The organism is Pseudactinotalea sp. Z1748 (assembly GCF_049725185.1).
Lineage (GTDB): Bacteria > Actinomycetota > Actinomycetes > Actinomycetales > Beutenbergiaceae > CALKWS01.
In genome coordinates, this window is record NZ_JBMPQB010000009.1 from 1 (window position 1) to 25,337 (window position 25,337).

At 67.2% G+C, this 25,337-nt stretch carries 23 protein-coding genes; 7 read left to right on the forward strand and 16 right to left on the reverse strand.

The genetic code is table 11. The features are described from left to right. The first annotated feature begins 99 nt into the window (after positions 1–99). The 3 genes from ACO0LU_RS16390 to ACO0LU_RS16400 all read left to right on the forward strand — a co-directional run bounded on the left by ACO0LU_RS16390 (position 100) and on the right by ACO0LU_RS16400 (position 3,298). Positions 100–1,101 (forward strand): IS481 family transposase, encoded by a 1,002-nt coding sequence (locus ACO0LU_RS16390; protein WP_424792419.1) that lies wholly within the window; start codon positions 100–102, stop codon positions 1,099–1,101. Then, entirely contained in the window at positions 1,005–1,313 is a 309-nt protein-coding gene (locus tag ACO0LU_RS16395; RefSeq protein WP_424792546.1) for an HNH endonuclease signature motif containing protein, read from the forward strand. Before ACO0LU_RS16390 ends, ACO0LU_RS16395 begins: the two co-directional genes overlap by 97 nt. A 407-nt stretch (positions 1,314–1,720) precedes the next feature. After that, positions 1,721–3,298, forward strand: coding sequence for an MDR family MFS transporter (locus ACO0LU_RS16400; RefSeq protein WP_424792420.1), 1,578 nt, complete (start codon positions 1,721–1,723; stop codon positions 3,296–3,298). A gap of 120 nt (positions 3,299–3,418) precedes the next feature. Here the strand turns inward: ACO0LU_RS16400 and ACO0LU_RS16405 are convergent, their stop codons facing one another. Then, the gene (locus ACO0LU_RS16405; RefSeq protein WP_424792421.1) at positions 3,419–4,210 is read right to left on the reverse strand and encodes a hypothetical protein; all 792 of its coding nucleotides are present in this window, start codon (positions 4,208–4,210) and stop codon (positions 3,419–3,421) included. Positions 4,211–4,213: 3 nt separating this feature from the next. Beyond that, complete coding sequence (locus ACO0LU_RS16410; protein ID WP_424792422.1) at positions 4,214–5,440, reverse strand: toxic anion resistance protein; 1,227 nt, start codon at positions 5,438–5,440, stop codon at positions 4,214–4,216. 285 nt (positions 5,441–5,725) lie between these two features. On the opposite strand from ACO0LU_RS16410, the gene ACO0LU_RS16415 reads away from it, so the two are divergent. The 3 genes from ACO0LU_RS16415 to ACO0LU_RS16425 all read left to right on the forward strand — a co-directional run bounded on the left by ACO0LU_RS16415 (position 5,726) and on the right by ACO0LU_RS16425 (position 7,954). Then, entirely contained in the window at positions 5,726–7,234 is a 1,509-nt protein-coding gene (locus tag ACO0LU_RS16415; RefSeq protein ID WP_424792423.1) for an MFS transporter, read from the forward strand. Positions 7,235–7,287: 53 nt separating this feature from the next. Further along, entirely contained in the window at positions 7,288–7,560 is a 273-nt protein-coding gene (locus tag ACO0LU_RS16420; RefSeq protein WP_424792424.1) for a type II toxin-antitoxin system Phd/YefM family antitoxin, read from the forward strand. A gap of 199 nt (positions 7,561–7,759) precedes the next feature. Then, positions 7,760–7,954, forward strand: coding sequence for a hypothetical protein (locus tag ACO0LU_RS16425; protein WP_424792425.1), 195 nt, complete (start codon positions 7,760–7,762; stop codon positions 7,952–7,954). Positions 7,955–8,000: 46 nt separating this feature from the next. Here the strand turns inward: ACO0LU_RS16425 and ACO0LU_RS16430 are convergent, their stop codons facing one another. The 7 genes from ACO0LU_RS16430 to ACO0LU_RS16460 form a co-directional block, all read right to left on the reverse strand. Beyond that, positions 8,001–9,329, reverse strand: a complete 1,329-nt coding sequence (locus ACO0LU_RS16430; protein ID WP_424792547.1) for an enolase C-terminal domain-like protein — start codon at positions 9,327–9,329, stop codon at positions 8,001–8,003. A 17-nt stretch (positions 9,330–9,346) separates the two neighbouring features. Further along, positions 9,347–10,957, reverse strand: coding sequence for an aldehyde dehydrogenase (NADP(+)) (locus tag ACO0LU_RS16435; protein WP_424792426.1), 1,611 nt, complete (start codon positions 10,955–10,957; stop codon positions 9,347–9,349). 84 nt (positions 10,958–11,041) lie between these two features. Next, complete coding sequence (gene kdgD, locus ACO0LU_RS16440; RefSeq protein ID WP_424792427.1) at positions 11,042–11,992, reverse strand: 5-dehydro-4-deoxyglucarate dehydratase; 951 nt, start codon at positions 11,990–11,992, stop codon at positions 11,042–11,044. A gap of 184 nt (positions 11,993–12,176) precedes the next feature. Continuing rightward, a complete protein-coding gene (locus ACO0LU_RS16445) occupies positions 12,177–13,796 on the reverse strand; it encodes a tripartite tricarboxylate transporter permease (RefSeq protein ID WP_424792428.1) in 1,620 nt (539 codons plus the stop codon). 18 nt (positions 13,797–13,814) lie between these two features. Then, positions 13,815–14,357 carry a tripartite tricarboxylate transporter TctB family protein gene (locus ACO0LU_RS16450; RefSeq protein WP_424792429.1) on the reverse strand — a complete coding sequence of 181 codons (543 nt, stop codon included), beginning with the start codon at positions 14,355–14,357 and terminating at the stop codon, positions 13,815–13,817. Between the two features lie 23 nt (positions 14,358–14,380). Continuing rightward, positions 14,381–15,673: an enolase C-terminal domain-like protein gene (locus ACO0LU_RS16455; RefSeq protein ID WP_424792430.1), complete on the reverse strand. Its 1,293-nt coding sequence runs from the start codon at positions 15,671–15,673 to the stop codon at positions 14,381–14,383. A 137-nt stretch (positions 15,674–15,810) separates the two neighbouring features. Beyond that, positions 15,811–16,848, reverse strand: a complete 1,038-nt coding sequence (locus ACO0LU_RS16460; protein ID WP_424792431.1) for a tripartite tricarboxylate transporter substrate binding protein — start codon at positions 16,846–16,848, stop codon at positions 15,811–15,813. A 186-nt stretch (positions 16,849–17,034) separates the two neighbouring features. Here ACO0LU_RS16460 and ACO0LU_RS16465 point away from each other — a divergent pair, with 186 nt between their 5' ends. Further along, positions 17,035–17,916, forward strand: a complete 882-nt coding sequence (locus ACO0LU_RS16465; protein WP_424792432.1) for a LysR family transcriptional regulator — start codon at positions 17,035–17,037, stop codon at positions 17,914–17,916. A 13-nt stretch (positions 17,917–17,929) separates the two neighbouring features. Here ACO0LU_RS16465 and ACO0LU_RS16470 read toward each other — a convergent pair whose 3' ends face one another. From ACO0LU_RS16470 to ACO0LU_RS16500, 7 genes are all read right to left on the reverse strand, one after another. Further along, on the reverse strand, positions 17,930–18,940 hold the full coding sequence (locus ACO0LU_RS16470; RefSeq protein WP_424792433.1) for a YeiH family protein: 1,011 nt from the start codon (positions 18,938–18,940) through the stop codon (positions 17,930–17,932). Between the two features lie 5 nt (positions 18,941–18,945). Next, a complete protein-coding gene (locus ACO0LU_RS16475) occupies positions 18,946–19,746 on the reverse strand; it encodes an aspartate/glutamate racemase family protein (protein ID WP_424792434.1) in 801 nt (266 codons plus the stop codon). Continuing rightward, on the reverse strand, positions 19,739–20,749 hold the full coding sequence (locus ACO0LU_RS16480) for a D-cysteine desulfhydrase (protein WP_424792435.1): 1,011 nt from the start codon (positions 20,747–20,749) through the stop codon (positions 19,739–19,741). Before ACO0LU_RS16480 ends, ACO0LU_RS16475 begins: the two co-directional genes overlap by 8 nt. 48 nt (positions 20,750–20,797) lie before the next feature. Next, entirely contained in the window at positions 20,798–21,928 is a 1,131-nt protein-coding gene (locus ACO0LU_RS16485; RefSeq protein WP_424792436.1) for a Gfo/Idh/MocA family protein, read from the reverse strand. 67 nt (positions 21,929–21,995) lie between these two features. Further along, on the reverse strand, positions 21,996–23,432 hold the full coding sequence (locus ACO0LU_RS16490) for an NAD-dependent succinate-semialdehyde dehydrogenase (protein ID WP_424792437.1): 1,437 nt from the start codon (positions 23,430–23,432) through the stop codon (positions 21,996–21,998). A gap of 68 nt (positions 23,433–23,500) precedes the next feature. Beyond that, complete coding sequence (locus tag ACO0LU_RS16495) at positions 23,501–24,316, reverse strand: carbohydrate ABC transporter permease (RefSeq protein WP_424787043.1); 816 nt, start codon at positions 24,314–24,316, stop codon at positions 23,501–23,503. A 5-nt stretch (positions 24,317–24,321) separates the two neighbouring features. Continuing rightward, positions 24,322–25,290, reverse strand: a complete 969-nt coding sequence (locus ACO0LU_RS16500; RefSeq protein ID WP_424792438.1) for a carbohydrate ABC transporter permease — start codon at positions 25,288–25,290, stop codon at positions 24,322–24,324. Positions 25,291–25,337: the final 47 nt, after the last annotated feature.

Consider the following 25,337-nt stretch of genomic DNA (forward strand, 5'->3'; position numbering starts at 1 on the left):
TGTACTTCCTCGACACGTTGTGATCGGTCCGTGAGTTAGAAGGAGACCTCCGATATCGATGGGTGTACCAACCATTTCATCGAACGTTCGGAGGTCTCCGTGACTCACCGTAATGCACCCCTGACACCTGAAGGTAGAGCCCGGATGGTTGCCCTGGTCGTTGAGGCCGGCTGGTCCCAGCGCCGGGTTGGCGAACGGTTCCAGGTCTCACCGGCTACCGTGTCCCGGTGGGTGGCCCGCCACCGAAGAGGGGCCGGATTCGAAGACCGATCCAGCCGCCCGCATCGGTGCCCGTCCCGGCTGCCGCTGCGCGCCGAGCGGCGCATCATCTCCCTGCGATTCAACAAGCGGTGGGGCCCGCACCGCATCGGCTACCACCTGGGGATTGCCCGCTCGACTGTGGGTCGGGTGCTGGCCCGGTACCGAATGCCCAGGCTGGAGTGCATCGATCAAGCTACCGGCCTGCCGGTGCGCCGGCCCCAGCCTCACCGGTACGAAGTTGATCGGCCCGGCCAGTTGGTCCACGTCGACGTCAAGAAACTGGGCCGGATTCCCGACGGCGGCGGCTGGCGGGCTCACGGCCGCGGTTCATCACAGGATCGGCGCGCCGGTTCAACACGCGACAAGGCAGCCAGAGCTGGCGCGTCGCCCTCACGCGGGTACCGGTACCTGCACCACGCCGTCGATGACCACTCCCGCCTGGTCTACTCCGAAATCCTCGATGACGAGAAGAAACACACCGCCGCCGCGTTCTGGAACCGCGCCAACGCCTTCTTCGACGGGATCGGCGTGACCGTGGCGGCAGTGATGACCGACAACGGTTCCTGCTACCGGTCCGGGGACTTCAAGCACGCGCTGGGCCCGCAGGTCAAGCACAAGCGCACCAAACCCCGCCGCCCGCAGACGAACGGGAAAGCCGAGAGGTTCAATCGGACCCTGATAGTCGAGTGGGCCTACGCCAGGCCCTACTCCAGTGAGACCGAACGTGAAGCCTCCTACGAGGCATTCCTCCACGACTACAATCATCATCGAGCCCACACCGCTATCGGAGGCCTCACCCCAGCAGACCGCGTTCACAACCTAACGGGGAAGTACACCTAGCCACCCAGCACACCACCTGCGCGGCCGATGGATGCGCCCGGCCCTACTCCTGGTGCGAGTTGCACCACGGAACCCCCTGGGAAGACGGCGGCCCCACCGACCTCGACAACGCGGTCCCCCTATGCCACCGCCACCATCGAATGGCGCACGACCATAAATACCACCACACCCGAACACCCACCGGGACATACACCTTCACCATGCGCCACTAGCGGTATCCCCGCGCCCGGTAGTGGCGGCAAGCGCGCCGTAGGTGGCAGCGACCCCTCGAGCAGAGTTATGTCTCAACGGCCCCGTCCCGGCGATGGACCACGCACGACGTCGCGAATGACCTGGCACTCACTGGCGTAGGCAGCCGAGCGCACCGCCGCTCACGTCATGCACGATGCCGCGCCATGCACGATGCCGCGTCATGCATGATGCCGCGTCGATCCCGGGTGGTGGTGGCCGCTGATTCATCCGACCGCCGCGAGTCCGTACTGGGAAATTAGTTGGCCCCAACCCGACCCGCCGGTCATACACTGCTCGACGGAATGCGGAGACGTCCCGGCGGGGACGGCCCGTGCGCCGGGGCAGCGTGGCCCGATCGCCCCGATCATCACCATGCCAGGAGTTGCCCATGAGCGTCGAACAGCAGAGTCCCAAGCCCGACGCCACTGGCGCCACGTCACAGGCGCTCGGTGCAGCCGAGGCTGCAGCACGGGGAAGTAGCGGGGAGGAGACGATCTCTCCTCAGGTCAAACTTGTCATCGGGGTGCTCCTGGTGGCGGCGTTCGTGATGATCCTGAACGAGACGATCATGTCCGTGGCGATTCCGCGGCTGATGGTGGAATTCGCCGTCACCGCGGCCACCGCGCAGTGGCTGACCACGGCCTTCATGCTCACCATGGCGGTGGTGATCCCGACCACCGGACTGATCCTGACCCGGTTCTCCACCCGCTCGGTGTTCATCGGCGCGATGTCGATGTTCACCGCGGGCACGCTGCTGGCCGCCGTCGCCCCGGTCTTCCCGGTACTGGTGGCCGCCCGGGTGATACAGGCCACCGGGACCGCCGTGATGCTCCCGCTGCTGATGACCACTGTGCTGACGTTCGTGCCCGTGTCCCGGCGCGGCCGCACCATGGGGCTGATCTCGATTGTGATCTCCGTTGCTCCGGCCATCGGCCCGACGTTCTCCGGGTTCATCCTGGCCAATATGACCTGGCGGTGGATGTTCCTGTCCGTGCTGCCCATTGCCGTCGTGGCCCTGGCCCTGGGCGCCGTCCTGGTCAAGAACATCACTACCCCCAAGTCCACTCCGTTCGACGTGCTCTCGATCGTGCTCTCGGCGATCACCTTCGGCAGCCTGATCTACGGGCTGTCCAGCATCGGGGAGTCCACCGAGGGCAACGCCGCAGTTCCCCCCGCGCTGCCACTCGTGATCGGGACCCTCACCCTGGTGGCGTTCGTGTGGCGCCAGTTGGTGCTGCAGCGCACCGACTCGGCGCTGTTGGACCTGCGTCCGTTCACCTCGCGGACGTTCTCGGTGGGTATCGGGATGATGCTGATCTCCATGGGTGCGCTGTTCGGCACCCTCATCCTGCTGCCGATCTACCTGCAGAACGTGATGGGCCTGACCACCCTGGAGACCGGCCTGGTGCTCTTCCCCGGCGGGTTGACGATGGGCTTGATCGCGCCGTTCGTGGGCCGGCTGTTCGACAGGATCGGTCCCCGCCCGCTGGTGATCCCAGGCTCGCTGATGGTGGCCGGGGCGCTGGGGGTGATGACCCTGCTCAGCCCGGACAGTGCCACCTGGCACGTGGTGGGCGCGCACATGTTGTTGTCCCTGGGCCTGGGATTCCTGATGACTCCGCTGATGACCTCGGCCCTGGGATCGCTGCAGCAGCACCTGTACTCCCACGGCAGCGCCATCATGAACACCCTGCAGCAACTGGCGGCGGCGGCTGGTACCGCGCTGTTCATCACCATCATGAGCGTACGAACCGCCACCGAGTTGGACGCCGGCCTGGGGCCGGTTGCGGCCCAGGCTGCCGGGGTGCACCAGGCGTTCCTGTGGGGTGCCGGGGTGGCGCTTGTGGCGGTGGCTACCTCGTTCCTGGTGCGCAAGCAGGAAGTACACCAGCCGCTGCCAGCGCAGGTGGAGCCAGCCGCGGTGGAGCCGGCGGAGGTGGAGCCCAGCAACACCTCCGCCGGCTAGCGCCACCGAGGCCGGCCGGGCCGGCGCACCGAGATCGGGGGATGCCACAGGCGCTGGAGACCGGTTCCGGCCGGCCGGGACACGGTGCGGGCACCTCCGAGACTCCCCCAGGGGCGAACCTCAACTAATCCCGAAGTCGAACGCATCGTCCTTGCGGTGCCCGAACTTCTCCCGCAGGAAGTTACCCGTCGTCGTCAGTTGCGCCGTCGTGCGGCTATGCCGGCTGGAGTACAGGGCCTGAGCCTGCCCGGAGAGGAGTTGGAGTTGCTCGGTGAGTTCCTCATTGGGCGTGCGCCCGTTGGGCTGGCGGGCGTCCACCATGCTCGGCGGGATCGCCAGGTAACCGTGCAGTACCCCGGGCAGGTACTTGCGGACGATAGCGTCCAGTTCGTAATCGAAACGCGCGTCCTCCGACGGCTCGCGCCGCTCTGCCTCGACGACGCCCTCCAACAGTTGGCGCGTCCGCACGAAACTGCCGTACGCCTCTGCGGGCAGGCGGAGCCTGTGGTGCTCGGCGAACGATCCTGCCCATCCCAGGGCGGCGACCCGGCCGTCCGCGCCCTCGAGGGCGGCCTCCGGGGGCGGTGTGTCACTCACCTCGACGGGCGGCTGCGGCTCCTCCGGGACGAAACGGTGCCACCACCGGCGGCGGGCGGGCAGCCACAGATCCCGCAGGTGCCAGGCACGCACCCCAGAGGCTCCCATCGATGCCAGCACGAGCAGGCCGCCGAGGCCGTCGATGTCAAGCCAGAAGACGCCCACCGAGAACCCGGCCGCGTAGATCAACCCCTCGATAGTCACTCGGAGGTGCTTCTTCACCGCACCGATGACCAGCACGAGGTAGGCCAACAACGGCAGGAAGACGACAGCCAGGCCCACCTTGACGACGTTGCCCAGCGTCCAGCGTGACATGGGTCAGCCTCCCGCGGTTTCTTGGGTGGAGGCGTCGGCGGTGTGGCTGCGCTCGAGTTGGAGACGGGCTCGGGTCACCTGCCCCTCCAGCACGTCGACCGTCTGCTTCATCGAGCGAGCCGCCTCGGCCTTGTAATTGTCGATCTCGTCCAACGCCTGGAACACATTGTCGAAGGCTTGCTGCAGTTTTTCCGGGTCGATGGTGGCCTGGGATGCCTGCTGCTGGATGCCGGCGCCCTGGGAGCGGAGCAGTTCCGAGGTGGAGAGGATCATGTCCGAGGTGGTCGTGTTCAGCGCCTCGATCTGAGCCAGCACGATCTTCTGCTGGGCGAGGGCCTGGGAGACGATCACCGCCACCCGCAGGGCGGCCAGGGTGGTGTCCAGGGCGCGGTCGACACCCTTGATGAGTTCGACGTTGTTCTTCCGCACCACATCCAGTGCCAGGTAGCCCTGGGCCGCCACGGCCATCTGGGTCATCAGGTCCTGGTGGCGTTGGCGCACATAGAAGAGTGCGTCGGCCTCCAGGGTGGTGGCGTCATCAGCCTTGCCCTCGTCGCGGGCGGCGGCGATCCGCTGTTCCAGGCCGTCGCCGAGGTGGCGGGCGAGGACGGCGTAGTTCGCCAACTGCCCCAGGCTCGACCACAGCGCGTCACGCTCGGTCTGGATGGCCGCGTTGTCGAGCCGCAGTTCGTCCTGGCCGCCCTTGAGCGCCTTGGTGATCGCGTCGAGTTGGTCCTGCGCGGACTCGTACTTCTGGAAGTACCGTTGAATCCCGCTGCCGCTCGGCAGGAACTTCAGGATGCGCCTGGTGCCGGTGAGGTCGTGGCGGTTGGGGTCGAGTTCGGTGACGATCTGACGCAACTCCGCCAACGTTGCCCCGGTCCGCGATGCCGGGTCGGCGCCGGTGGCGGCCAGGGCCGCGGCGGGGCGTTGGAGCATGCGGTTGGAGGAGTCGGCCGCCTGGTTCATCGTGTCCTCGCCCAGGCGGGTCAACTGCGCCAACTTGGTCTGGAACTCCGGGCTGTGCAGCGGAACGGCGAGCAACTCCTCGAGGAAGGCCTGGGCTGTCTCGGCATGCTTGCGTTGGGCCTCGGCGTCCACGAGGATCATGCCGCCGAGTTTCTCCGGTTGGCGGACCTCCACCTCGTCCGCGGGCGCGGGAGACTCGAGGTGTAGCGGGTTCTCGGCGGCCGGGTGCTGGTTCGTACCGTGGTCGAGCGGGTTCGACATACCGTGCACTCCTCAATACTCGGGGCTACTGTCCATTCTCTCAGTACGCCGCGGCCTGAGCACCGCGTATTTTCCGGGAACGGTTCGGGAGGATCGAGCGCCCGGGTGCTGCGACGCGCTCAGCCGGCCGCCACTGCACGCAAGGTGCGCAAATAGTGAAGGCCATCACCGCTACAGCACCCCCGGCGCATGCAGGACGCGCCTGCTTGCCACGACCTCCGTCGTCGGGCCCTGCGCCGGCCACCGGGGCATAGTAGGGGGTTGGCAGCGCGTGGAAGGGCGTGGATGGGCAAGAGCGGCAGCGGCGAGGACGGCAACGCCGGCGCGCGACTGAGCAGGGACCAGCGGCAACTGCTGGCGGTGGTGCTGGTGCCGCTGTTCATGTCGTTGCTGAGCGTCTCCATCGTCAACGTGGTGCTGCCGTCGATCCAGATCTCGATCGGCGCCAGTAATACCGGGTTGCAGTGGGTCCTGACCGGTTACACCCTCGCCTTCGGGGTGTTCCTGGTTCCGGCCGGACGTGCCGGGGACCTGTACGGCCGGGCCCGGCTGTTCATCGCTGGGCTGGTCCTGTTCGGGCTGGCCTCACTGGCAGCCGGCCTGGCACCCAATGAGATGGTCCTGAACATCGCCCGGGTGTTCATGGGCTTCGGCTCCGGGTTCCTCAACCCCCAGACCGTGGGCCTGGTGCAGCAGTTCTTCCAAGGCGAGCAACGCGGGCGGGCCTTCGGATTCTTCGGCTCCGTCGTGGGGGTCTCGGTAGCCATCGGCCCAGTGCTGGGCGGCGGCCTGATTGCGCTGCTGGGCCCGGACTGGGGGTGGCGTTCGGCGTTCCTGATCAACGTGCCGATCGCCGCGATCGGCGTCCTCACCGCCTTCATCTGGCTCCCCTCCTCCGCGTGGCGCGCCCTGCCCGAAGCCCTGGGCGGCAGCGTGAAAGGCAAGCGCCCCGACCTGGATCCGGTGGGCCTGGTCCTGCTGACCGGCGCCACGCTGGCGATCATGCTGCCGTTCCTGCAGGCCGAGGCCGGCGGCTGGATCTGGTCACTGCTCGGCCTGGCGGCCATCCTGGGCTTCCTGTGGCTGCGGTGGGAGCGGGAGTACAAGGCGCGTGGGCGTTCCCCGATGGTGGACCTGGCGCTGTTCCGGATCCGCACCTTCGCCAACGGTGCCCTGCTGATCGGGCTGTACTTCACCGGGATGACCAGCGTGTGGGTGGTGGTGGCCCTGTACCTGCAACTGGGTCAGGGCTACTCCGCGTTGGAAGCGGGCCTGGTGGGGCTGCCCTCGGCGATCACCTCCGCCATCGCCGCAGCGATTGCCGGACGGTACGTGGTGCGGGTGGGCCGGATCATCGTGTTGTTCGGGATCGGGATGCTGCTGGTGGGACTGGCCGGCAGCGGCATGGTGCTGGTGCTGCACGAGCAACTCGGGATCAGCATCTGGTGGTTGCTGCTGAGCATGGCGTTCATCGGGTTCGGTCAGGGCAACGTGGTGAGCCCGAACCAGACGCTGTCCCTGCGGGAGGTGCCGTTGTCCTACGCCGGCTCGGCCGGGGGCGTCATGCAGACCGGGCAACGCATCGGCACCGCCGTGGGAATCTCGTTGAACACCGCGATCTTCTTCGCCGCCCAGGCGGCCTTCGGGTGGACCCCGGCGATCCTGCTCGCGTTCGCCTCGATCGCGATCCTGGTCATCGTTTCCGCCGGTGTCGGGGTGCGGGACTGGGTTCAGGACCGCCAGGAGGGCCCGGAGCAGCCGCGGGGATCGGGGTCACCACAGCAGGATCACTAGTGCCCGAGCCGCAAATGTCCTACATGTAGAACAATGGATGTAGAATGGAGGCCATGGGCGAGCGAACAGTCAGCATCCGAGATCTCAACCAGAATGCCGGGAAAGTCGTGCGCTCGGTGGCCGACGGCGGGCCCATCAAAGTCACCGACCACGGCAGAGTCGTCGCGCACTTGGTGCCGGCCCCTGATGATCGCCTCCCACTGGAGCGTCTGCGCGCGGAAGGCCGGATCGAGAACGCCGCTGCCAACCCGGCCCCGTTGCCCCCGCTCAGAACCGCTTCGACATCGGTCGCCGAGTTGGTCGGTGAGACGCGGGGCGACCGGTGACTTTGGTCTACGTCGACACCTCCGCTGCACTCAAAGCCCTTATCCGAGAAGATGGCAGCGACCGAGTTCGAGACCTGTTCCACAGGGCGGCGGCGGGAGAGGTGTCCCTCATCTCCTCTCGCCTGCTGCGTACCGAGATGTTCCGGGTCGCCTACCGCGAGTCACTGGACCAGGCGACGTCTCCACCGTCGTGTCGTACGTGAACCTCGTGGACCTCACCAGGGAACTCCTTGACGCCGCCGCAACGCTGCGCTTCCACGTCCGCACCCTGGACGCCATCCACCTGGTGACGGCGAGCGAACTGAACCAAGGTCAAGATCAGGTGCACCTGCTCACCGACGACCTCACCATGCGCCGGCGTGCGCAGGAACTCGGGCTGCAGGCGGTCGACTGAGACTGCCTCTCCCCGCTCACCGAAGGCGGGTGAAACGCTCCGGGCACTACCGACCCAGACAGTACCGCTTGGGGTCGAAGGTCCAGCCCTCGATCAGGTACTGCATCGCCGCCGCGTCGTCGCGGGCACCCAGGCCGTGCTCGAGGTACAACTCGTGCGCCTGGTCCAGCCGGTCCCAATCCAGTTCGATTCCCAGGCCCGGGCCCTGCGGCACCTCGATCTGCCCGCCGGTGATCGGCAGCGGCTCCTTGGTCAGGCCCTGACCGTCCTGCCAGATCCAATGGGTGTCCAACGCGGTGATCGCGCCCGGGGCCGCCCCGCCCACGTGGGTGAACATGGCCAGGGAGATGTCGAAGTGGTTGTTGGAGTGCGAACCCCAGGTCAACCCGAACTCGTGACAGAACTGGGCCACCCGCACCGAGCCGTTCATCGTCCAGAAGTGCGGGTCGGCCAGGGGAATGTCCACCGCGTTGGCCCGCACCGCGTGCGCCAACTGGCGCCAGTCGGTGGCGATCATGTTCGTGGCAGTAGGCAGCCCGGTGGCGCGGCGGAACTCCGCCATCGTCTCCCGGCCGGAGTAAACCCCTTCCGCCCCGACCGGGTCCTCGGCGTAGGCGGCCACGCCCCGCATCCGCAGACCCAACGCGATCGCCTCGGCCAGTGACCAGCAGCCGTTGGGGTCAACCGTGATGCGGGCGTCGGGAAAGCGTTCCTTCAGCGCGATGATGGCATCGACCTCCTCATCGCCGGCCTGCACTCCACCCTTAAGTTTGAAGTCGGTGAACCCGTACCGGGCCTGGGCGGCCTCAGCCAGTTCCACGATCTGTGCCGGGGTGAGCGCTTCCTCGCGACGCCGGCGCTCCCAGGCGTCCTCGCCGCCGTCCTCCCTCAGGTACGGAAGGTCTGTGCGTCCGGGGTCACCGATGTAGAACAAGTACCCGAGCACCGGAACACTGGTGCGCTGCTGACCATCGCCCAGCAGTTCGGCCACTGGCACCTGCAGGTGTTGACCGTGCAGGTCCAGCAGGGCCGATTCGATGGCGGTGACCGCGTGCACGGTCACCCGCAGGTCGAAGGTCTGCAGGCCGCGGCCGTGCGCATCCCGGTCCAGGTAGGTGGCGGCCACCTCGCGCAGCAGGCTGCGGTAACGCGCCACCGGCTGGCCGCTCAGTTGCGCGGCGGCGTCCCGGATGGTCGCCGCGATGGACTCGCCGCCGGGCACCTCACCCAGGCCGGTGCGACCCTCGGAGTCGGTGATGATCACGATGTTGCGGGTGAAGAAGGGCCCGTGCGCGCCGGACAGGTTCAGCAGCATCGAGTCGTGCCCGGCAACCGGGACGACTTCGACCTGGGCGATGGTGGGCAGTGCCATGATGGTTCCTTCTGCGGTTCTCAGTCGTGCTGGGTCGGGGTGATGGTGCCGTCGATCATCCGGGTCAACTCCCAGGGATTACCATCCCGCACCGGGGCGGGCAGGAGTTCGGCGGGCAGGTTCTGGTAGGCCACCGGGCGCAGGAAGCGTTCGACGGCGAGGGTCCCCACCGAGGTGATGCGGGCATCGGAGGTGGCCGGGAAGGGGCCGCCGTGCACCATCGCGTGCCCGACCTCCACGCCGGTGGGCCAGCCGTTGACCAGGATGCGCCCGACCCGCTGTTCCAGGACCGGCAGCAGTTCGGCGGCGTCGGCGTAGGAGGCCTCGGTCAGGTGCAGTGCCGCCGTCAACTGTCCCTCCATGCCCGCGATCGTCTGCTTCAGCTCCGCGATGGACCCGTACCGCACCACCAGCGAAGCAGCGCCGAAGATTTCCTCATGGAGTACCTCGTTGCTGGTGAACGTGGGCAGGTCGGTGCCGTAGACCACCGGGGCCGGCGCACTCTCACCCGTGCCCGGTTCACCTTCACCGATCAGGTTGACCCCACCCTGTCGGGCCAACGTCTGCACGCCTTCGGTCCAGGACGTCGCGATCGACTCGGTGAGCATGGACTGCCCCTGGCTTGCGGCCAGCGCCCGGCCCACCGCGGCGGCGAAAGCATCTCCCCGGGCGCCTTCAGGCACGAAGATCAACCCCGGCACCGTGCACAACTGCCCCGAGGAACCGGTGACGGAGGTGACGAAACCCTGTGCGAGGGTGTCGAGGTCACCCTCCAGGGCGCTGTCGAAGACGATCACCGGGTTGAGCGAACTCATCTCGGCATAGACCGGGATGGGCTCGGTACGGGCGGCGGCGGTGCGCATCAGGGCGGTGCCGGCGCCCCGGGAGCCGGTGAACCCGACGGCCTTGATGTGAGGGTCGGCGACAAGGGCCTGCCCGACTTGCGATCCGGGTCCGTAGATCAGGGAGAACACCCCCGGGTGCAGACCGGATTCCTGGACGGCGCGGGTGATCGCCCAGCCGACCAGTTCACCGGTACCGGGATGGGCGTTGTGGGCCTTCACCACTACCGGGCACCCGGCGGCCAGCGCCGAGGCGGTGTCACCCCCGGCGGTGGAGAAGGCGAGGGGGAAGTTGCTCGCCCCGAACACAGCCACCGGACCCAGTGGGATCTTGCGCTGGCGGATGTCCGGGCGCGGCAACGGCTCGCGGTCCGGTAGCGCGGGGTCGATTCGGACGCCGCGGTGATCCCCCTGACGGACCACCCCCGCGAACAGGCGTAACTGGTTGGTGGTGCGGGCGAGTTCACCTTCCAGCCGGGCCCGGGCGAGCCCGGTCTCGGCCATCGCCCGCTTGATGAGTACCTCGCCCAAGGCGTCGATGTTGTCCGCAGCCGTGTCCAGGAACGCCGCGTGCTCGTTCGGAGCCAGGGAGCCGAAGGAGGAAGCGGCCGCGTGGGCTGCTTCAGTGGCGGCCTCCAACTGCTCCCTGCCAAGTTGATGGTAGGTCGGCTCCAAGGCCGTGTTGGTGCGCGGGTCCACCCCGTGGATGGTGCCGGCGTCGCCTCGGACCGCTGCACCGGCGATGATCGAGCAGCCGGTCAGTTCGGTGGCGGAGGTCTGGATGCTCATGCGGGACTCCTTCAGGGGTTGCGCCTTGGGCGGGCCGGCCATTCGAAACCGGACGAGACCGGGACCGCAGCGGCCCGGGTGGGCTCAGGCGGAGATGGTCGGTGCTGTTCCGGCGGCCGCCAGACCGGCGGACTCGAGCAGGGCGCGTAGATCCTGCCGGTCGTTCTCAGGCAAGTCGTGCAACGGCGGGCGGACCGGCCCGGCGTCGCGTCCGATGGCCTTCATACCGGCCTTGACGATGGAGACCCCGAACCCTTGGCCACGGTCCCGGATCTGCAGGTACGGCAACACGAACCGGTTGAGTTTCTCGGTCACCGCCGCCCGGTCCTGCCGACGGACGTCGGCATAGAACTCCAGGGCGAACTCCGGCACGAAGTTGAACATCGCCGAGGAGTAGGTACTCAGGCCCAATTGCAGCAGCGGCAGAGCGAAGGTTTCGGCGGTGGGCAGTCCGCCCAGGTAGAACAACCGGTCTCCGTTCCTGGCATAGACGCGGGTGAGGTGCTCGATGTCACCGATGCCATCCTTGAAGCCGATGAAGTTCTCGTGCCTCTCGCTCAAGGTGGCCACGGTCTCGGCGGAGTAGATCGCGTTCGCCCGGTTGTACACGATGGCTGGCAGCCTGGTGGCACCGATGATCGCCGAGGCGTGCTCCAGCAGGCCCTGCTGGTCACATTCGGTCAGATAGGGCGGCAGCAGCAGTAACCCCTCGGCTCCGGCCTCCTCGCTGCCGAGAGCCTGGTCGATGGCCAGCCGGGTGGGCCCACCGGCCGATCCGAGCACCGGCACCTCTGGCCGGGAGGCCTGCACAGCCAGTTCCACCACCCGTCTGTGTTCGGCGGGGGTGAGGGAAAACCCCTCCCCGGTGCCCCCGGCGGCGAACAGACCGCCGACGTCGTGTCCGGCCTGCCAGGAGACGTGGTCGGAATAGGCGGCCTCATCCAGTTCCAGATCCGCGTCGAAAGCGGTGACCGGGAACGAAAGAAGCCCGTCCTTCAAATAGTCGGACAATTCCTTCGGGGTGAACCGGGACATGCCATTTCCTCTCTATACCTACACGTCGTTCTGGACCTGATCGGAACCGGTCCCGGCCCGATGATTACTGGCGATCCTAGGAAACAAAGTCAATACCGTAAAAGACCTCTTGCGCATCCAGCGATGCTCTAACTGCACCACTGAAGATGTGCGGCAGCGCGACCGTAGCGACCTAGTGGAGCCGCTACTCCTTACCGCCTCCCTCGCCGGTGCGACTCGACGCCTCGGCATCGCGGTCGGAGTCCGCTCGGGATTCACGCTCCGGGGGGTCCGCAACCTGTGCGGTGGCACCGGGTCTGGCGGGGGAGTCGGGGCCCCCAGCGGCCACTGGGGTGCGACGGAAGACCTTCTTCCACGGCACCACCATGCTGAGCACCATGACTCCGATGAAGGCCATCACGCTCACCGAGATGGGCCGCTCGAAGAAGATCGAGAACGAACCGTCGGAAATCCGCAGGCTACGGCGGAGTTCGGCTTCCATAATGGGCGCCAGGATGAACCCCAGAATCAACGGCCCCGGCGGGATGCGCAGTTTCTTCAGGCCGTAACCGATAATACCGAAGAAGAACATCAGGAATACGTCGAACAGAGAGTTGCGCACGCTGTAGACCCCGCACACCGCGATGGTGATGATGACGCTGTTCAGGATCGCGGCCGGCACCCGCAGGATCTGCACGAAGAGCCCGATCATCGGCAGGTTCATGATCAGCAGCACCACCACCCCGATGTACATCGAGGCGATCACACCCCAGAAGATCTCGGGGTTCGAGTTGATCAACTGCGGGCCAGGGGTGATGCCGTGGATGATCAACGCCCCGGCGATGAGCGCGATCACGGGGTTGGGCGGGATGCCCAGGGTGAGCAGCGGGACGAAGGAGGAGTTCGAGGCCGCGTTGTCGGCGGTCTCGGTGGCAGCCAGGCCGTCCATGGCACCCTTGCCGAACTTCTCCGGTTCCTTGGAGAACCTCTTCTCCGCCCCGTAGGCCACCACCGAAGCCATCGCGCCACCGCCCCCGGGGATCAGGCCGAGGAAGAACCCCAGCACCGAGGATCGGGCGATCGCTCCCCTGACCTTGGTCAGTGCCTTCCAATCGGGCCAGAAACTGTCCACCTTGGCGAGTTTGCTCCGGAAGAAGCGCCGCTCGGCGTCCACCAGGATCTCCCCGACCCCGAACAATCCCACCGCCAGGGGGACGATGGAGACTCCGTCCATCAACTCGTCCGCGCCGAAGGTGAAGCGCTGGGCGCCGGTGAAGTTGTCCAGCCCGATCACCGCGATCAGGATGCCGATGCCGGCCCCGATCAGCCCCTTGATCACCGACCCTTCGGCCAGCACTGCGATCAGAATCATGCCCAGCAGAGCCAGGGTGAACAGTTCCGGGGCCCCGATCCGCAGCGCCCATTGGCTGGCCACCGGGGCGAACAGGGTGATTCCGATGATCGCCACGGTGCCGCCGATGAAACTGCCGATGGCGGTGATGGCCAGCGCCGAGCCCGCCTTGCCCTGTTTTCGCAGGGGGTAGCCATCGAAGGTGGTGATGACCGAGGCGCCGTCACCGGGAAGGTTGAGCAGGATCGCCGGGATCCGCCCACCGAACATGGCGCCGTAGAAGATGCCGGCCAGCAGGATGATGGCCGAGGCCGGGTCCATCCGGTACGTCAGGGGCAGCAGGACCGCGACGGTGGCCGTGGGACCCAGCCCTGGGAGCAGGCCGGTCACGGTGCCGATCAGGCAGCCGAGCAGCACCCAGAGGAGGTTCTCCGGAGTGAGGGCGACCTCGAACCCGTAAAGAATTCCGTCCATGGAGATCGGACCTTTCCCCTATAGGAACGACGGGCCCACCAGCGGCACCGCCAGGAGTTCGCTGAAGATGTAGTAGGCGCCCACCGGGGCGAGGACTCCGGTGGCGATGGAGGCGATCCAGCCGGCGTTGCCGACCACCCGGGTAAAGAACAACGCGACCGGGATCGAGGCCAGCACGAACCCGAGCACGGGCAGGATCGCGCAGTAGACGAGGAAAGCAGCGATTGCCGCGATCGCCCACCGGTTCCCGCCCGCGGCGGTACCGGACCAGGTCACGCCCAGGATCAGCAGCACAATTGACAGCACGAAGGTGACCACGGCGACCCCGAAGGGCCACAGCCCCGGGCCGGGTGCACCCAGCGACCCCAGGCCGAGTTGGTAGGACTGCCACACCGCACCGGCCAGAATGACGGCGATCAATCCCACGCACAGGCGACCGATGAGTGCGCTGCCGCCCTCGTCGTCGTCCTCCAGCAGTAGGTCAAGCGGGTTCTCGATCGCGGCGCCTGCGGTTGCGTTGTCGTTCAGCGGTTCAGTGGCGTCGCTGGATGTGCCGGTCATGCCCTCACCTCATGTTCTCTGGGTCACCAGCGTGGGATGGACGGGTCGAAGTCCGGCTCGACGGAGCGCATGTAGGCGGTGTCGTCGCGCTCGGTGTACCCGCACTCGGCGTAGAGCTGGTTCATGGCGGCCAACCTAGCCTCATCGAGTTCTACACCCAGGCCGGGACGGCCCGGCACCGCGATGGACCCGTCCACGAAGGGCAGCGCATGCTCGGCGTCGACCACGTCCTCCTCAGGGTCCTTCCACGGCCAGTGGGTGTCGCAGGCGTAGTTGAGGTTGTCGGTGGCTGCGGCAAGGTGAACCATCGCGGCCAGGCTGATGCCCAGGTGGGAGTTGGAGTGCATGGACAACTTGATGCCGAAGGCCTTACAGATGGCGTTCAGTTCCTGGGAGCGGCGCAACCCGCCCCAGAAGTGGTGGTCGGACAGGATCACATCGACGCACTTGCTGGCGATCGCCTCGGGCAGGTGGGCGAACGCGACCACGTACATGTTCGTGGCCACCGGCAGTGAGCCGGCCCGGGCCACCTCGGCCAGGCCGTCCATGCCCACCGTGGGGTCCTCGATGTACTCCAGGACGTCGGCGAGGCGCTCGATGGTCTGCATTGCCGTGGGCACGGTCCAGGCTCCGTTGGGGTCCAGCCGCAGCGGCATCTGCGGGAACTCCCGGCGCAGTTGCTCGATCGTCTCGGCCTCGGCGTCCGGGCCCAGCACCCCGCCCTTGAGCTTGAGGGAGCGAAAGCCCCACCCCTGCACCATCCGGTGAGCCTGGGCCACGATCTGCCCGGGGGTCAGCGCCTCGCCCCACTCATCGGGCTGGGCGCCGGGGAAGCCGGCCCATTTGTAGAACAGGTAACCCGAGAACGGCACTCGGTCGCGAAACGCCCCGCCGAGCAGGTCGACCACCGGGCGGCCGGTGATCTTCCCCTGCAGATCCAGGATGGCCACCTCGAAGGGGGAGAACACCCGGTCCACGGTGTCCGAACCGGTCACCATCCCGGACATCCCGTGACCACCGGTCCCCGGATCATCGGCCAGGGCGGCACGCACCGCACGGTGCACGGCGGCGATGTTGAACACGTCCACACCGCGCAACTGCGCGGCGACCCGGCGGCACCGGTCGATGTGCTGGGCGTCGCCGTAGGTCTCCCCCAACCCGTAGGTGCCATCGGCCATCCGGATGATCACGATGGTGCGCAGCACGTACGGGCCGTGCACACCGGCGATGTTCAGCAGTGGCTTGTCGTGAAACGCCACCGGAACGATCTCGACGTGGTCGATCAGGTGGGAGTCCACCAGGGCGGGGCGGGGCATGAGCGTCCTTGTGGGTACGGAGGGGTGAGTGGGCCGGCGGCCGCAGCGGCCGCGCCCGGGGAGGGTGTCGCTGCTCCGACGCCCGTGCGGCAGCACGGAAGGGCCGACGACGGCGGGGACCTCCCCGGGCGTGTTGCTCAACCGCCGAGGGTGATGCCGAACTCGTCCAGTTTCGCCTCGAAGTCCGCGGCCGCATCCTGCATCAGACCGGGCACATCCTCGGGGTCCGCCTCCCACTTGGAGATGTAGTTGTCCTCCAGGAAGGTGGAGTACTGCTCATCGTCGCTGGCTTCCGCGATCGCGTCCCGGTACTTCTGCAGCACGTCATCGGGCAGGCCCGCCGGAGCGGCTAGGAACCGCTTCTGGTCCACCACCACGTCATAGCCGGACTCCACCGCGCTGGGCACGTCCGGCAGGTACTCGCTGCGCTCCTCGTTGAAGGTCAGCAGCGGGGTGAAGGTGCCCTCCTCGATGTGCGGGGCGGCCTCGGCCACCTGCACCGAGATGGCGTCCACCTGCCCGCCCAGCAGCGCGGTCACCGCCGGGGCGCCACCGTCCATCGGGACGTCGCGGTACTCCACCCCGGCCTCACCCAGCAGCAGGGCCTGGGAGAGCTGGCCACCGGTACCCAGCCCGGCGGTGCCGAAACTGAGGTCGTCCTGGGCGATGAGTTCCTCGAAGGTCTGGGCATCGGTCTCATCGGCGTTGACCACCATCACGTAGTCCTCGATGGTGAGGGTGCCCAAGACATCCATGTGTTCGAACTGGATCGGGTCGGGGTCCTCCACCGCAAGTGGGGTAATGGCCAGCAGGCTCTGGAACATCATCACGATCGTGTAGCCGTCCGGGTCCTGGTTGAAGGCTTCCTTGCCGCCGACCGCACCATTGGCGCCGGCCCGGTTCACCGGGGTGATTTGCGCACCCAACGGCTCCTCCAGGGCCTGGCCCATCGCGCGGCCGATCAGGTCCGTGCTGCCGCCGGGGCTGGAGGGCAGAATGAAGTCGATGCTCTGTGTGGGGAAGTCGCTACCGCCACCGTTGCGGCCATCGTCGCCGCCGGCGCCGTTGTCACCGTTGCCGTCGCCGTTGCTGTCGCCGCAGGCCGCCAGGCCCAGGACCAGAGCGGCCGCTGCGACGCCGCCGATGAGGGTACGCCTCGTGGGTGTCTTCTTCATTGATTTCTCCCGGTTTCCTATGCGTGGTGCCGCCATTGGGTCGGCCTTGACCGGGACCACAGGCGAACTATGCGTTGATCGTAGGCAGCGGGATCCATACCCGTCCAAGCCCTGTTCAGCATTGAGCGATACCCTGCTGACATCGGACTTACTATGCCCGAGGGTGGCTCGAGGAGGTGAATCCCGGTGTACACGTTCGACCAGGTGCGCTGCTTCGTGGTGGTAGCCGAGGAACTGCACTTCGGCCGGGCCGCAGAGCGCCTGCACATGACGCAGCCGCCGCTGAGCCGTCAGATCCAGAAATTGGAACGCCACATCGGGTTGCAGTTGCTGGACCGCAACTCCCGCGGGGTGGCGCTGACCCCAGCCGGGGAGGCGTTCTTGGCCGAGTGCTACCGGATCCTGGACAGCGTGCGCCTGGCGCCGCGCAAGGCCCAGTTGATCGCGGAGGGACTGGTGGGGCTGCTCCGGATCGGCTACACCGCCACCGCCGGATTCAGCATCCTGGGTGACCTGCTCGCCCAGTTGCGGGCCACGGTCCCGGAGGTGGAGGTGCAGTTGAGTGAACAGGTCACCTCAACCCAGATCGCAGCGTTGGAGAGCGGCACAATCGACCTGAGCCTGGGCCGGCCACCGTTCCCTGAGGAGACCCTGGAGTCGGTGTCCATCCTGCGCGACCGCCTGGTGCTGGCGATGCCGGAGGGTAGCGCGGACGGCGACGGCCCGATCCCGCTGGAGACGTTGGCAGGGCACCCGTTCATCATGTTCTCCCCCACCGACGCTCGGTACTTCCATGACCTGGTGCGCCACCGCTACGGCATCACCGAGGAGCAGACCCGGTTCCAGGTAACCCAGGTCGTGACGATGGTCGCGCTGGTGGCCCGGGGCCACGGCATCGCGATCGTGCCCGCTTCCACGCAGCGGCTGGGCACCAGCGGGGTAGCGTTCCGGGAGTTGGCCGGCGAACCCACCACCGTGGACCTGCACGCCGCCTGGCCACGCCGTTCAACCAACCCGGCCCTGCCACACGCATTGCGAGCGATCCGGGAACTGGACCTGGTTTCCTGACTCCGCAACTGGATCACCACAGCAAACTCACCAGCACCAGCGGAACCAGCGCAGCAATCGTGGTGGAGACGGCACTCAGCAGCACCACATGCCACGGCATCGGAAACAGGTTGCGGAACCGGATCCCCAGGCCCAGGCCGAACATTCCCGCCGACAGGAGCAGGGTGCCGGCGTGATCCACCAGCGGTATCGCGCCCTCCGGGATCACCCCCAGCCCAGCGAGAACCGCGGCGATGACGAAACCGACCAGGAACCACGGCACCAAGGGCGTGGCGCCGCCTGAACCAGTCCCGGCGGCACCGGGCCAGCGGCGATCGCGCCACCGCGCTGCCCCGACCGCGAACGCCAGCAGCGCGACCCGACCGAGTTTGACCGCCGTGGCCGCCGTCACCGCCGTGGTGCCCACCAGTGAGGCCGCAGCCACCACTTGCGCGACTTCGTGAATACTCGCCCCGGCCCACACGCCGATCAACTCCGGCGGAAGGCCCAATCCGGCACCAGCGGCCGGGACCACCAGGATCATCACCGAGCCGAAGAGAGTCACCATCGCCAGCGCGATACCGACATCCTCGTCGCGGCGCCGGATCCCGCTTTCCACCGCAGCAATCGCGGCGGCTCCACAGATCGAGAAGCCGCTGGCGATGAGCGTCACCAGCCCTCGGTCCAAGCCCAACCGGTCCCCGATCACTCCGGTCGCCAAAAACACGATCACCACCGTGATCACGATGACCGCGAGCCCAGGCAGCCCGAGCATCACGATCGCATCGACCGAGAGGCGGGTACCCAGCAGCACCACGCCCAACCGCAGCAGCGTCTTGGCGCCCTTCATCGACTGGGCGATCAGAGCCGTTCGGATCGCCGCGGTGTTGGCCAGGACCGCACCGAGGACCAGTGCAATGATCAACGGGCTGAGCAGCGGCACCGCAAGCCCAGCTAGTACGGACAGCAACCCGGCCAGGGCGGCCGGCCAGGCGCGGGCGAGTGCGGTCAGGCCGGAGGTGAGAGCGGTGTTCGCAGCGGCCATCGACCTCAACTCGGTGGTCCGGGCGTACCGGGGCTGGACGTCCCGGGCTGGTGAAACCGGTGCAGCACCGCCCGGACCAGGGCGTCGGTGGAGTCGATGATCGGCACCGCGCGCGCACCGGGCAGCACCAGCGACAGTTCGGTACACGCGGAGATGATGGTGGTGGCACCAGCGGCCACCAACTGCCGGCACACATCGGCGAGCGCCGCCGCAGCCTGCTCCAATGCCGCGGGGGTCCCGACCTTCACCCGGTAGATGGCCTCGATCAGCCGTTCCTGCGCGGGCGGTTCGGGCAGGAGTGCCACCCGGCTGCGCTCCCCCAGGGCCTGCTGGTACAGACCTGAACCCAGCGTGGCCGAGGTCGCCAGGACCCCGATCGGGCCGACCCCGTTCGGGCCGACCCCGTTCGGACCAGCCTCAACCGGGCTAGTCCCGACCGCGCCATCGCTCCCACCAACTGCGAGTGCCCGCTCGATGGTCGCGTCCACGATGCTGAGCAGTTCCACCCCCTGCTCCCGGGCGACCGGACCCAACCACACGTGGGCGGTATTGCACGGGGACACGATCACGTCAGCCCCACTGGCCCGCAGCGCCCGTACGCCCCGCTCCAACCAAGGCACCACGCTTGGCCCCGCACCGGTCAGGGCAGCGGTGCGGTCCGGCACGGTCGGATCCGCCCACATCACCACCCGCAGATGGTCCTGATCGCGCGTCGCCGGGGTGCGCGTAACCAACTGGGTGTAGAAGGCAGCCGTGGCTGCCGGCCCCATGCCGCCCAGGATGCCCAGGAGGGGACGCTCAGGCATCGACGTCCTTCAGTGCCGCGTCCGGGTAGGCGTACAGCGCCGGAGCGCCACCGGTATGAAGGAACAGCACGTCGTCGTCCGAGGCGAAACGCCCCTGGCGGATCAGGCCGATCAGCCCTGCCGCGGCCTTGCCGGTGTACACGGGGTCGAGGAGAATTCCCTCGCTGCGCGCGAAGAGTTGAATGGCTGCGGTCATCTCATCGGTGGGAAGGGAATAGCCTGGCCCCACGTAGTCATCCACCACCTGCACGGCCGCATCGGTCACCACCGGGTCGAGGCCCAGGCGGCCGAGCGCGGCGTTCGCCAGGTTCCGGATCTTTGCTTCCTGGCCGGCCTTGTCCGCGCGGACGCTGATGCCCGTCACCGGGATCCGCGAGGACAGCGCCTGCTGGCCGGCGAGAAGCCCGGCGTGGGTGCCCCCGGATCCGCTGGCACACACGATGTGGTCAAAGGAGGTGCCGGCGTCGAAGGACTGCGCCTGGATCTCAGCGGCGCAGGCGGCGTAGCCCAGCGCCCCGAGATCATTCGAGCCGCCGCCGGGGATGATGTAGGGCTGACGGCCCCAGCCACGCAGGTCCTCGGCCATCTGCTCCATCGCCCCCTGCAGGTCGGTGCCTGCCGACACCACCTCGGTGCCGTCCACGCCGAGCAGCCGGAACAGGAAATGGTTGCCCAGCGCCTCCTCGTGGTACGAACCGGGGACGCGCTCCTCCAGCACCAGATAGCAGGACATTCCTTCCCGTACAGCAGCAGAGAGCGTCAGCCGGCAATGGTTGGACTGCACCGCCCCGGTGGTGACGATCGTGTCGGCTCCACTGTTGATCGCATCCGCCATGAGGAATTCGAGCTTGCGGGTCTTGTTTCCCCCGGCCGTCAACCCGAGGAGGTCGTCGCGCTTGATGTGAATCCGTGGTCCACCCAGTTCCCTGCTCAGGTTCGCCAGGAACTCGATCGGGGTGTGTCCGGCGGTGTAATGCCGGCGCGGAATACGTGCCAGGTCCATCGTTCTACTCCTCTTCCTCTGTTCGGGTCGTGCCGGCAAGCACGCGGTTCACAGCGTCACGGCCCGTCCGGTCTGCACCGACTCCTCGGCGGCCAACCCGATGCGGACCGCTTGCACGCCATCGCGCAGCGTCACCTCCACCGGTGCGCCATCAAGCACGGCCCGTCGGAAGCCCAGGTGCTGGAAATAGGTCGACCCGTGGTGGGCACCGGCAGCGAGCACCGCGGGGTCGACCGGGACCGAACTGCGCACCGGACCCTGCGGTGCGCGCGGGCTGAACTCCACCTCGGCCTCGCGTAGTTGATCGGCGGGCCAGTGATCGGCATCGACCGGCACGAAGCACTCGGCCTTGGCCACGTCCCCCACCAACGAGATGTGCTCCTGGAAGGCCGACCCCTCGGCGAACATGCACAGGTCCAACATGGCGCGCACACCGGCGGCGAAGTCCACGACGACGAACGCGTTGTCGAGGATGTCCGGGCGCCGCCCGTCATAGGACTCATCGGCGTGATTCACATCCGATCCCCCGGAGGCATACACCCGAATCGGCTCATCGGCGGTGAGCAGCCGCATCAGGTCGAAGAAGTGGCAGCACTTCTCCACGAGCGTCCCCCCGGTTCGTTCAGAGAACCGGTTCCAGTCATCGACCTTGTCCAGGAAGGGGAACCGGTGCTCACGGATCGACAGCATCCGCAACTGCCCCAGGTCACCGCCGCGCAACCGCTGCAGTACCTGCTGCACCGGGGGCATATACCGATACTCCATCGCCACCCAGATGGGCGCCGGGTGCGCAGCCGCTGCCTCCTCCAGCAGGTAGGTATCGGCCATCGTGGTGCACACCGGTTTCTCCACGAGCACCGGGTAGGGGTGGGGGTGGGAGAAGATCTGCGTCAGGATGGCCGCGTGGGTGTCGTTCGGGCTGGCGATGACCAGGGCATCCACCAGGCCCGAGGACAGCAGATCGCCGGGCTGGTGGTAGCGGATGACGTCGTGCGGGGCGTTCGGCAGGCCCATCACCTCGGCGTGGGTCACCTCGAGCGATTCGGCGTTGGGGTCGGACAGTGCGGTCACCACACTCCCCGGGATGAGAGCGAGGTTGCGCACGTGCTCACGCGCCATCTGCCCGGCGCCGATGATGCCGTAGCGGATCGTTCGCTGCGCGGGTCCGGAATGCTCCACGGTCTGCCTCTCGAAAGTGCTGGGTCTCGGTGTACTGGAACTGCTGGTGGCGGTCGGTCATGCAGCGCTAGCGCCAGGCGAGGTAACGCACACTCTGAAACTCTTCCAGGCCCAGGCGCGAGCCCTCCCGGCCCAGACCGGACTGCTTCACCCCGCCCATCGGGGCGTAAGCCGCGGCCGGCACCGGATCATTGATACCGAGGATCCCGACCAGCAGGCTCCGGGCCATCCGCCAGCACCGGGAGGCATCGGTGGTGAACACGAAACTCGCCAGACCCATCTCGGTGCTGTTCGCCCGCTCGACCACCTCTTCCTCGGTATCGAACCGGAAGACGCCGGCGACCGGACCGAAGATCTCCTCGGTCGCGATCGCACAATGCCCGGGCACCTCGGCCAGGAGCGCCGGAGCGACGTAGGGTCCTTCCGGCACGTTCGCGCGTGGGGTGTTGACCACGTGCGCTCCCGCGCTCAGGGCCTCCTCGACCATCGCCTCCACCGCGGCGCGCCGATCCTCATCGATCAGCGGCCCCAAGTCGGGCAACGGTTCGCTCGTCGGGTCCCCGATAGTCATGTCCTGGATCTTCTCGGCGAGGCGGCGGGTGAACTCCCCGTAGACCCCGGCCTGGACGAAGAAGCGGTTCGCCGCTACGCAGGACTGTCCGTTGTTGCGGAACTTCGCCACCAGGGCACCTTCTACTGCCAGGTCCACGTCGGCGTCGTCGAAGACGATGAACGCCCCGTTTCCGCCCAATTCCAGCAGCGGGTGCACGACCCGCTGGGCGGCCTTGGCCATGATCTGACGCCCGACGGCGGTGGAGCCGGTGAAACTGACGATCCGCGTGCTGGGGTGCTCGAGCAACGCCTCGGTCACCTCTTGCGGCGGTCCGTGCACCAGGTTGATCACCCCGGCCGGCATTCCGGCCTCGGACAGGCAGCGGATCATTTCCGTCACCGCCAGCGGAGCCTTCTCCGACACCCTGGCCACCACGGTGCAACCGGCAGCGAGCGCCGGGGCGAGTTTGCGTGCCTGGATCGAGCACGGGAAGTTCCACGGGGACAGGCTGATCACCACACCGGCCGGTTCACGGAGGGTGAGTTGCTCACGTCCGGGTGATTCGGGGGTGAGGACCTCACCGGCGGGGCGGCGTGCTTCCTCGGCGAACCAGCGCAGATACTCCATCGAAAGGTTCAGCTCCGCCACTGCCTCAGGCAGGCGCTTACCGGTCTCCCGGGCCAGGAGCGTCGCGATCTCCTGGTGCCGCCGGCTCAGCACTGTCACCGCCTGCATCAGGATGTCGGCACGCTCCCGGGCCGGCCGGCCGCCCCACTGCGGCAGTGCCCGCCGGGCCGCGTCGGCAGCAGCCACGGCCTGCTCGGCACCGGCCCAGGCCAGGTGAGCGATCACAGCACCATCGGCAGGGTTGTGCACCGGGCGGGTGGTGGACGATCCCACCCAGTCGCCATCGATCAACATCGCGACGGTCGGGGCATCGGACGTGGTCATCGGTTCTCCTCATCGGGTGGGATCGTTTCGGTGCAGCGGACCGGTGCACCACCGGGCGGGCAGGGCTGTCATCCCTTCACCGCCCCCGCGGTGATACCGGCCACGAAGTAGCGCTGCAGGAAGATGTAGGTCAACGTGATCGGCACCGAGGCGATCACCACACCGGTGAACAGCAGGGGGTAGTCGGTGAGGAACTCCCCCTGGAAGTTCAACAGTGCCAGGGGGATGGTCTTCTTCGAATCGGTGTTGATGAACAGCAGCGGATACAGCAGGTCGTTCCACTGGATCACGAACAGGAAGATCGCGGTCGCCGCTACCGAGGGCATCGACATCGGCAGCACGACCGACCAGTAGGTCCGCATCGGGCCGGCGCCGTCCACGGCACTGGCTTCATAGGCCTCCCGGGGCAGGGTGCGCATGAAGCCACCGAGGATGAACACCGCCACCGGCAGTCCCACGGCGATATTGATCAGGACCAGACCGAGGCGGTTGTCGAGTAGCCCGAGCTGGTCGAACAGGGCGTACTGGGGAATCATGTTCGCCTGCGGTGGGATGGACATGCCCAGCACCAGGAACCCGAAGATGAGCCAGCCCTTCCACCCGGGAATGCGGGCGGTGGCATAGGCGGCCAGGCTCCCCAGCAGCAACGTCAGGAACACCGAGGCACTGGTGACCATAACGCTGTTCAGAAACGCCTGGTCAAGACTCTGCTGGTTGAAGACGATGTCGTAGTTCTGCAGCGACACCGACGACGGCAGCCCGAAGGGAGAGGCGAACAGTTCCGGGGTGGTCTTGAAACTGCCGAAGATGACCACGGTGATCGGCACGAGAATCAGCGCCGCGTAGACGGTGAGGATGGTGGTCCGCGTGATCGTGTAACGCATGGTCCTCAGGCCTCCTTCTGCGTGAGTTTCAGCAGGCGGCGCTGGGCGATGACGATCGCGGCGATGAAGGCCATGAAGATCAACGACTGGGCGGCGGCGTACCCGAACTCGGTGTTGGCGAAGGTGGAGTAGATCCGGGTGGACAAGATGTCGAGGCTGCGTCGAGGCGGGAGTCCGCCGAGTCCGAGGATCAGGTCGAAGGCCTTGAAGGATTGGATGGTGGTGTACGCCACCACGATTGCCGTGGCCGGGGCGATCATCGGCCAGGTGATCTTGGTGAACTGCTTCCACTTCCCGGCGCCGTCGATCTCGGCGGCCTCGTACAACTCCGCCGGCACCCCTTGCAACCCGGCGATGAAGATCACCATCATCTGCCCGGCGTGGAACCAGACCTGGGTGATCGCTACCCAATAGATCGCCTGCTCGTTGTTTCCCAGATAGGCGCTGGTGTACTCGCCCAACCCCACGGCCTCCAGCACAGAATTGCCGAGGCCGTAGTTCGGGTCATAGATGAACTTCCAGATGTAGGCCACCGAGACCGAGGACAGGATCGTGGGGAAGAAGAACAGCCCCCGCAGCAGTGTGGAGCCGGTGGAGTTGCGCACCAGGAAGATCGCCAGCATCAATGCCAGCAGGGTCTGGAACACCACCACGACCAACATGAACTTGAGGTTGTTCGACAACGCGTTCATGAACAACGAGTCGTTGGTGAACAGGTTGCGGAAGTTGCCCAACCCCACGCTCTCGTACTCGGCGCTGAAACCGTCCCAATCGGTCACCGAGTACTGCACGGCCTGTAACGCCGGGATAGCGAAGAAGATGATGTAGACGACCAGGGCCGGGACGGGAAACACGTACAGCGCCGGATGCACCCGGGTAGGCCCACCACGCTTTCTGCGCGCCGGCGGCAGTGCCGGGTTCGGCGGAACCGGCGGGCGTGCCCGCCGAGCCGGTTCCGCGGATGTCCCTGTCATGTGTTCCTCAGCAGGTTCGCCGATCGGGTCGCGCCGGTCGTCGGGTA

Coding starts and splice junctions, on each gene's coding strand:
- ACO0LU_RS16400 (WP_424792420.1), top strand. CDS start 1,721: ATGAGCGTCGAACAGCAGAGTCCCAAGCCCGACGCCACTGGCGCCACG.
- ACO0LU_RS16405 (WP_424792421.1), bottom strand. CDS start 4,210: ATGTCACGCTGGACGCTGGGCAACGTCGTCAAGGTGGGCCTGGCTGTC.
- ACO0LU_RS16410 (WP_424792422.1), bottom strand. CDS start 5,440: ATGTCGAACCCGCTCGACCACGGTACGAACCAGCACCCGGCCGCCGAG.
- ACO0LU_RS16415 (WP_424792423.1), top strand. CDS start 5,726: ATGGGCAAGAGCGGCAGCGGCGAGGACGGCAACGCCGGCGCGCGACTG.
- ACO0LU_RS16420 (WP_424792424.1), top strand. CDS start 7,288: ATGGGCGAGCGAACAGTCAGCATCCGAGATCTCAACCAGAATGCCGGG.
- ACO0LU_RS16435 (WP_424792426.1), bottom strand. CDS start 10,957: ATGAGCATCCAGACCTCCGCCACCGAACTGACCGGCTGCTCGATCATC.
- kdgD (WP_424792427.1), bottom strand. CDS start 11,992: ATGTCCCGGTTCACCCCGAAGGAATTGTCCGACTATTTGAAGGACGGG.
- ACO0LU_RS16445 (WP_424792428.1), bottom strand. CDS start 13,796: ATGGACGGAATTCTTTACGGGTTCGAGGTCGCCCTCACTCCGGAGAAC.
- ACO0LU_RS16450 (WP_424792429.1), bottom strand. CDS start 14,357: ATGACCGGCACATCCAGCGACGCCACTGAACCGCTGAACGACAACGCA.
- ACO0LU_RS16455 (WP_424792430.1), bottom strand. CDS start 15,673: ATGCCCCGCCCCGCCCTGGTGGACTCCCACCTGATCGACCACGTCGAG.
- ACO0LU_RS16460 (WP_424792431.1), bottom strand. CDS start 16,848: ATGAAGAAGACACCCACGAGGCGTACCCTCATCGGCGGCGTCGCAGCG.
- ACO0LU_RS16470 (WP_424792433.1), bottom strand. CDS start 18,940: ATGGCCGCTGCGAACACCGCTCTCACCTCCGGCCTGACCGCACTCGCC.
- ACO0LU_RS16475 (WP_424792434.1), bottom strand. CDS start 19,746: ATGCCTGAGCGTCCCCTCCTGGGCATCCTGGGCGGCATGGGGCCGGCA.
- ACO0LU_RS16480 (WP_424792435.1), bottom strand. CDS start 20,749: ATGGACCTGGCACGTATTCCGCGCCGGCATTACACCGCCGGACACACC.
- ACO0LU_RS16490 (WP_424792437.1), bottom strand. CDS start 23,432: ATGACCACGTCCGATGCCCCGACCGTCGCGATGTTGATCGATGGCGAC.
- ACO0LU_RS16495 (WP_424787043.1), bottom strand. CDS start 24,316: ATGCGTTACACGATCACGCGGACCACCATCCTCACCGTCTACGCGGCG.
- ACO0LU_RS16500 (WP_424792438.1), bottom strand. CDS start 25,290: ATGACAGGGACATCCGCGGAACCGGCTCGGCGGGCACGCCCGCCGGTT.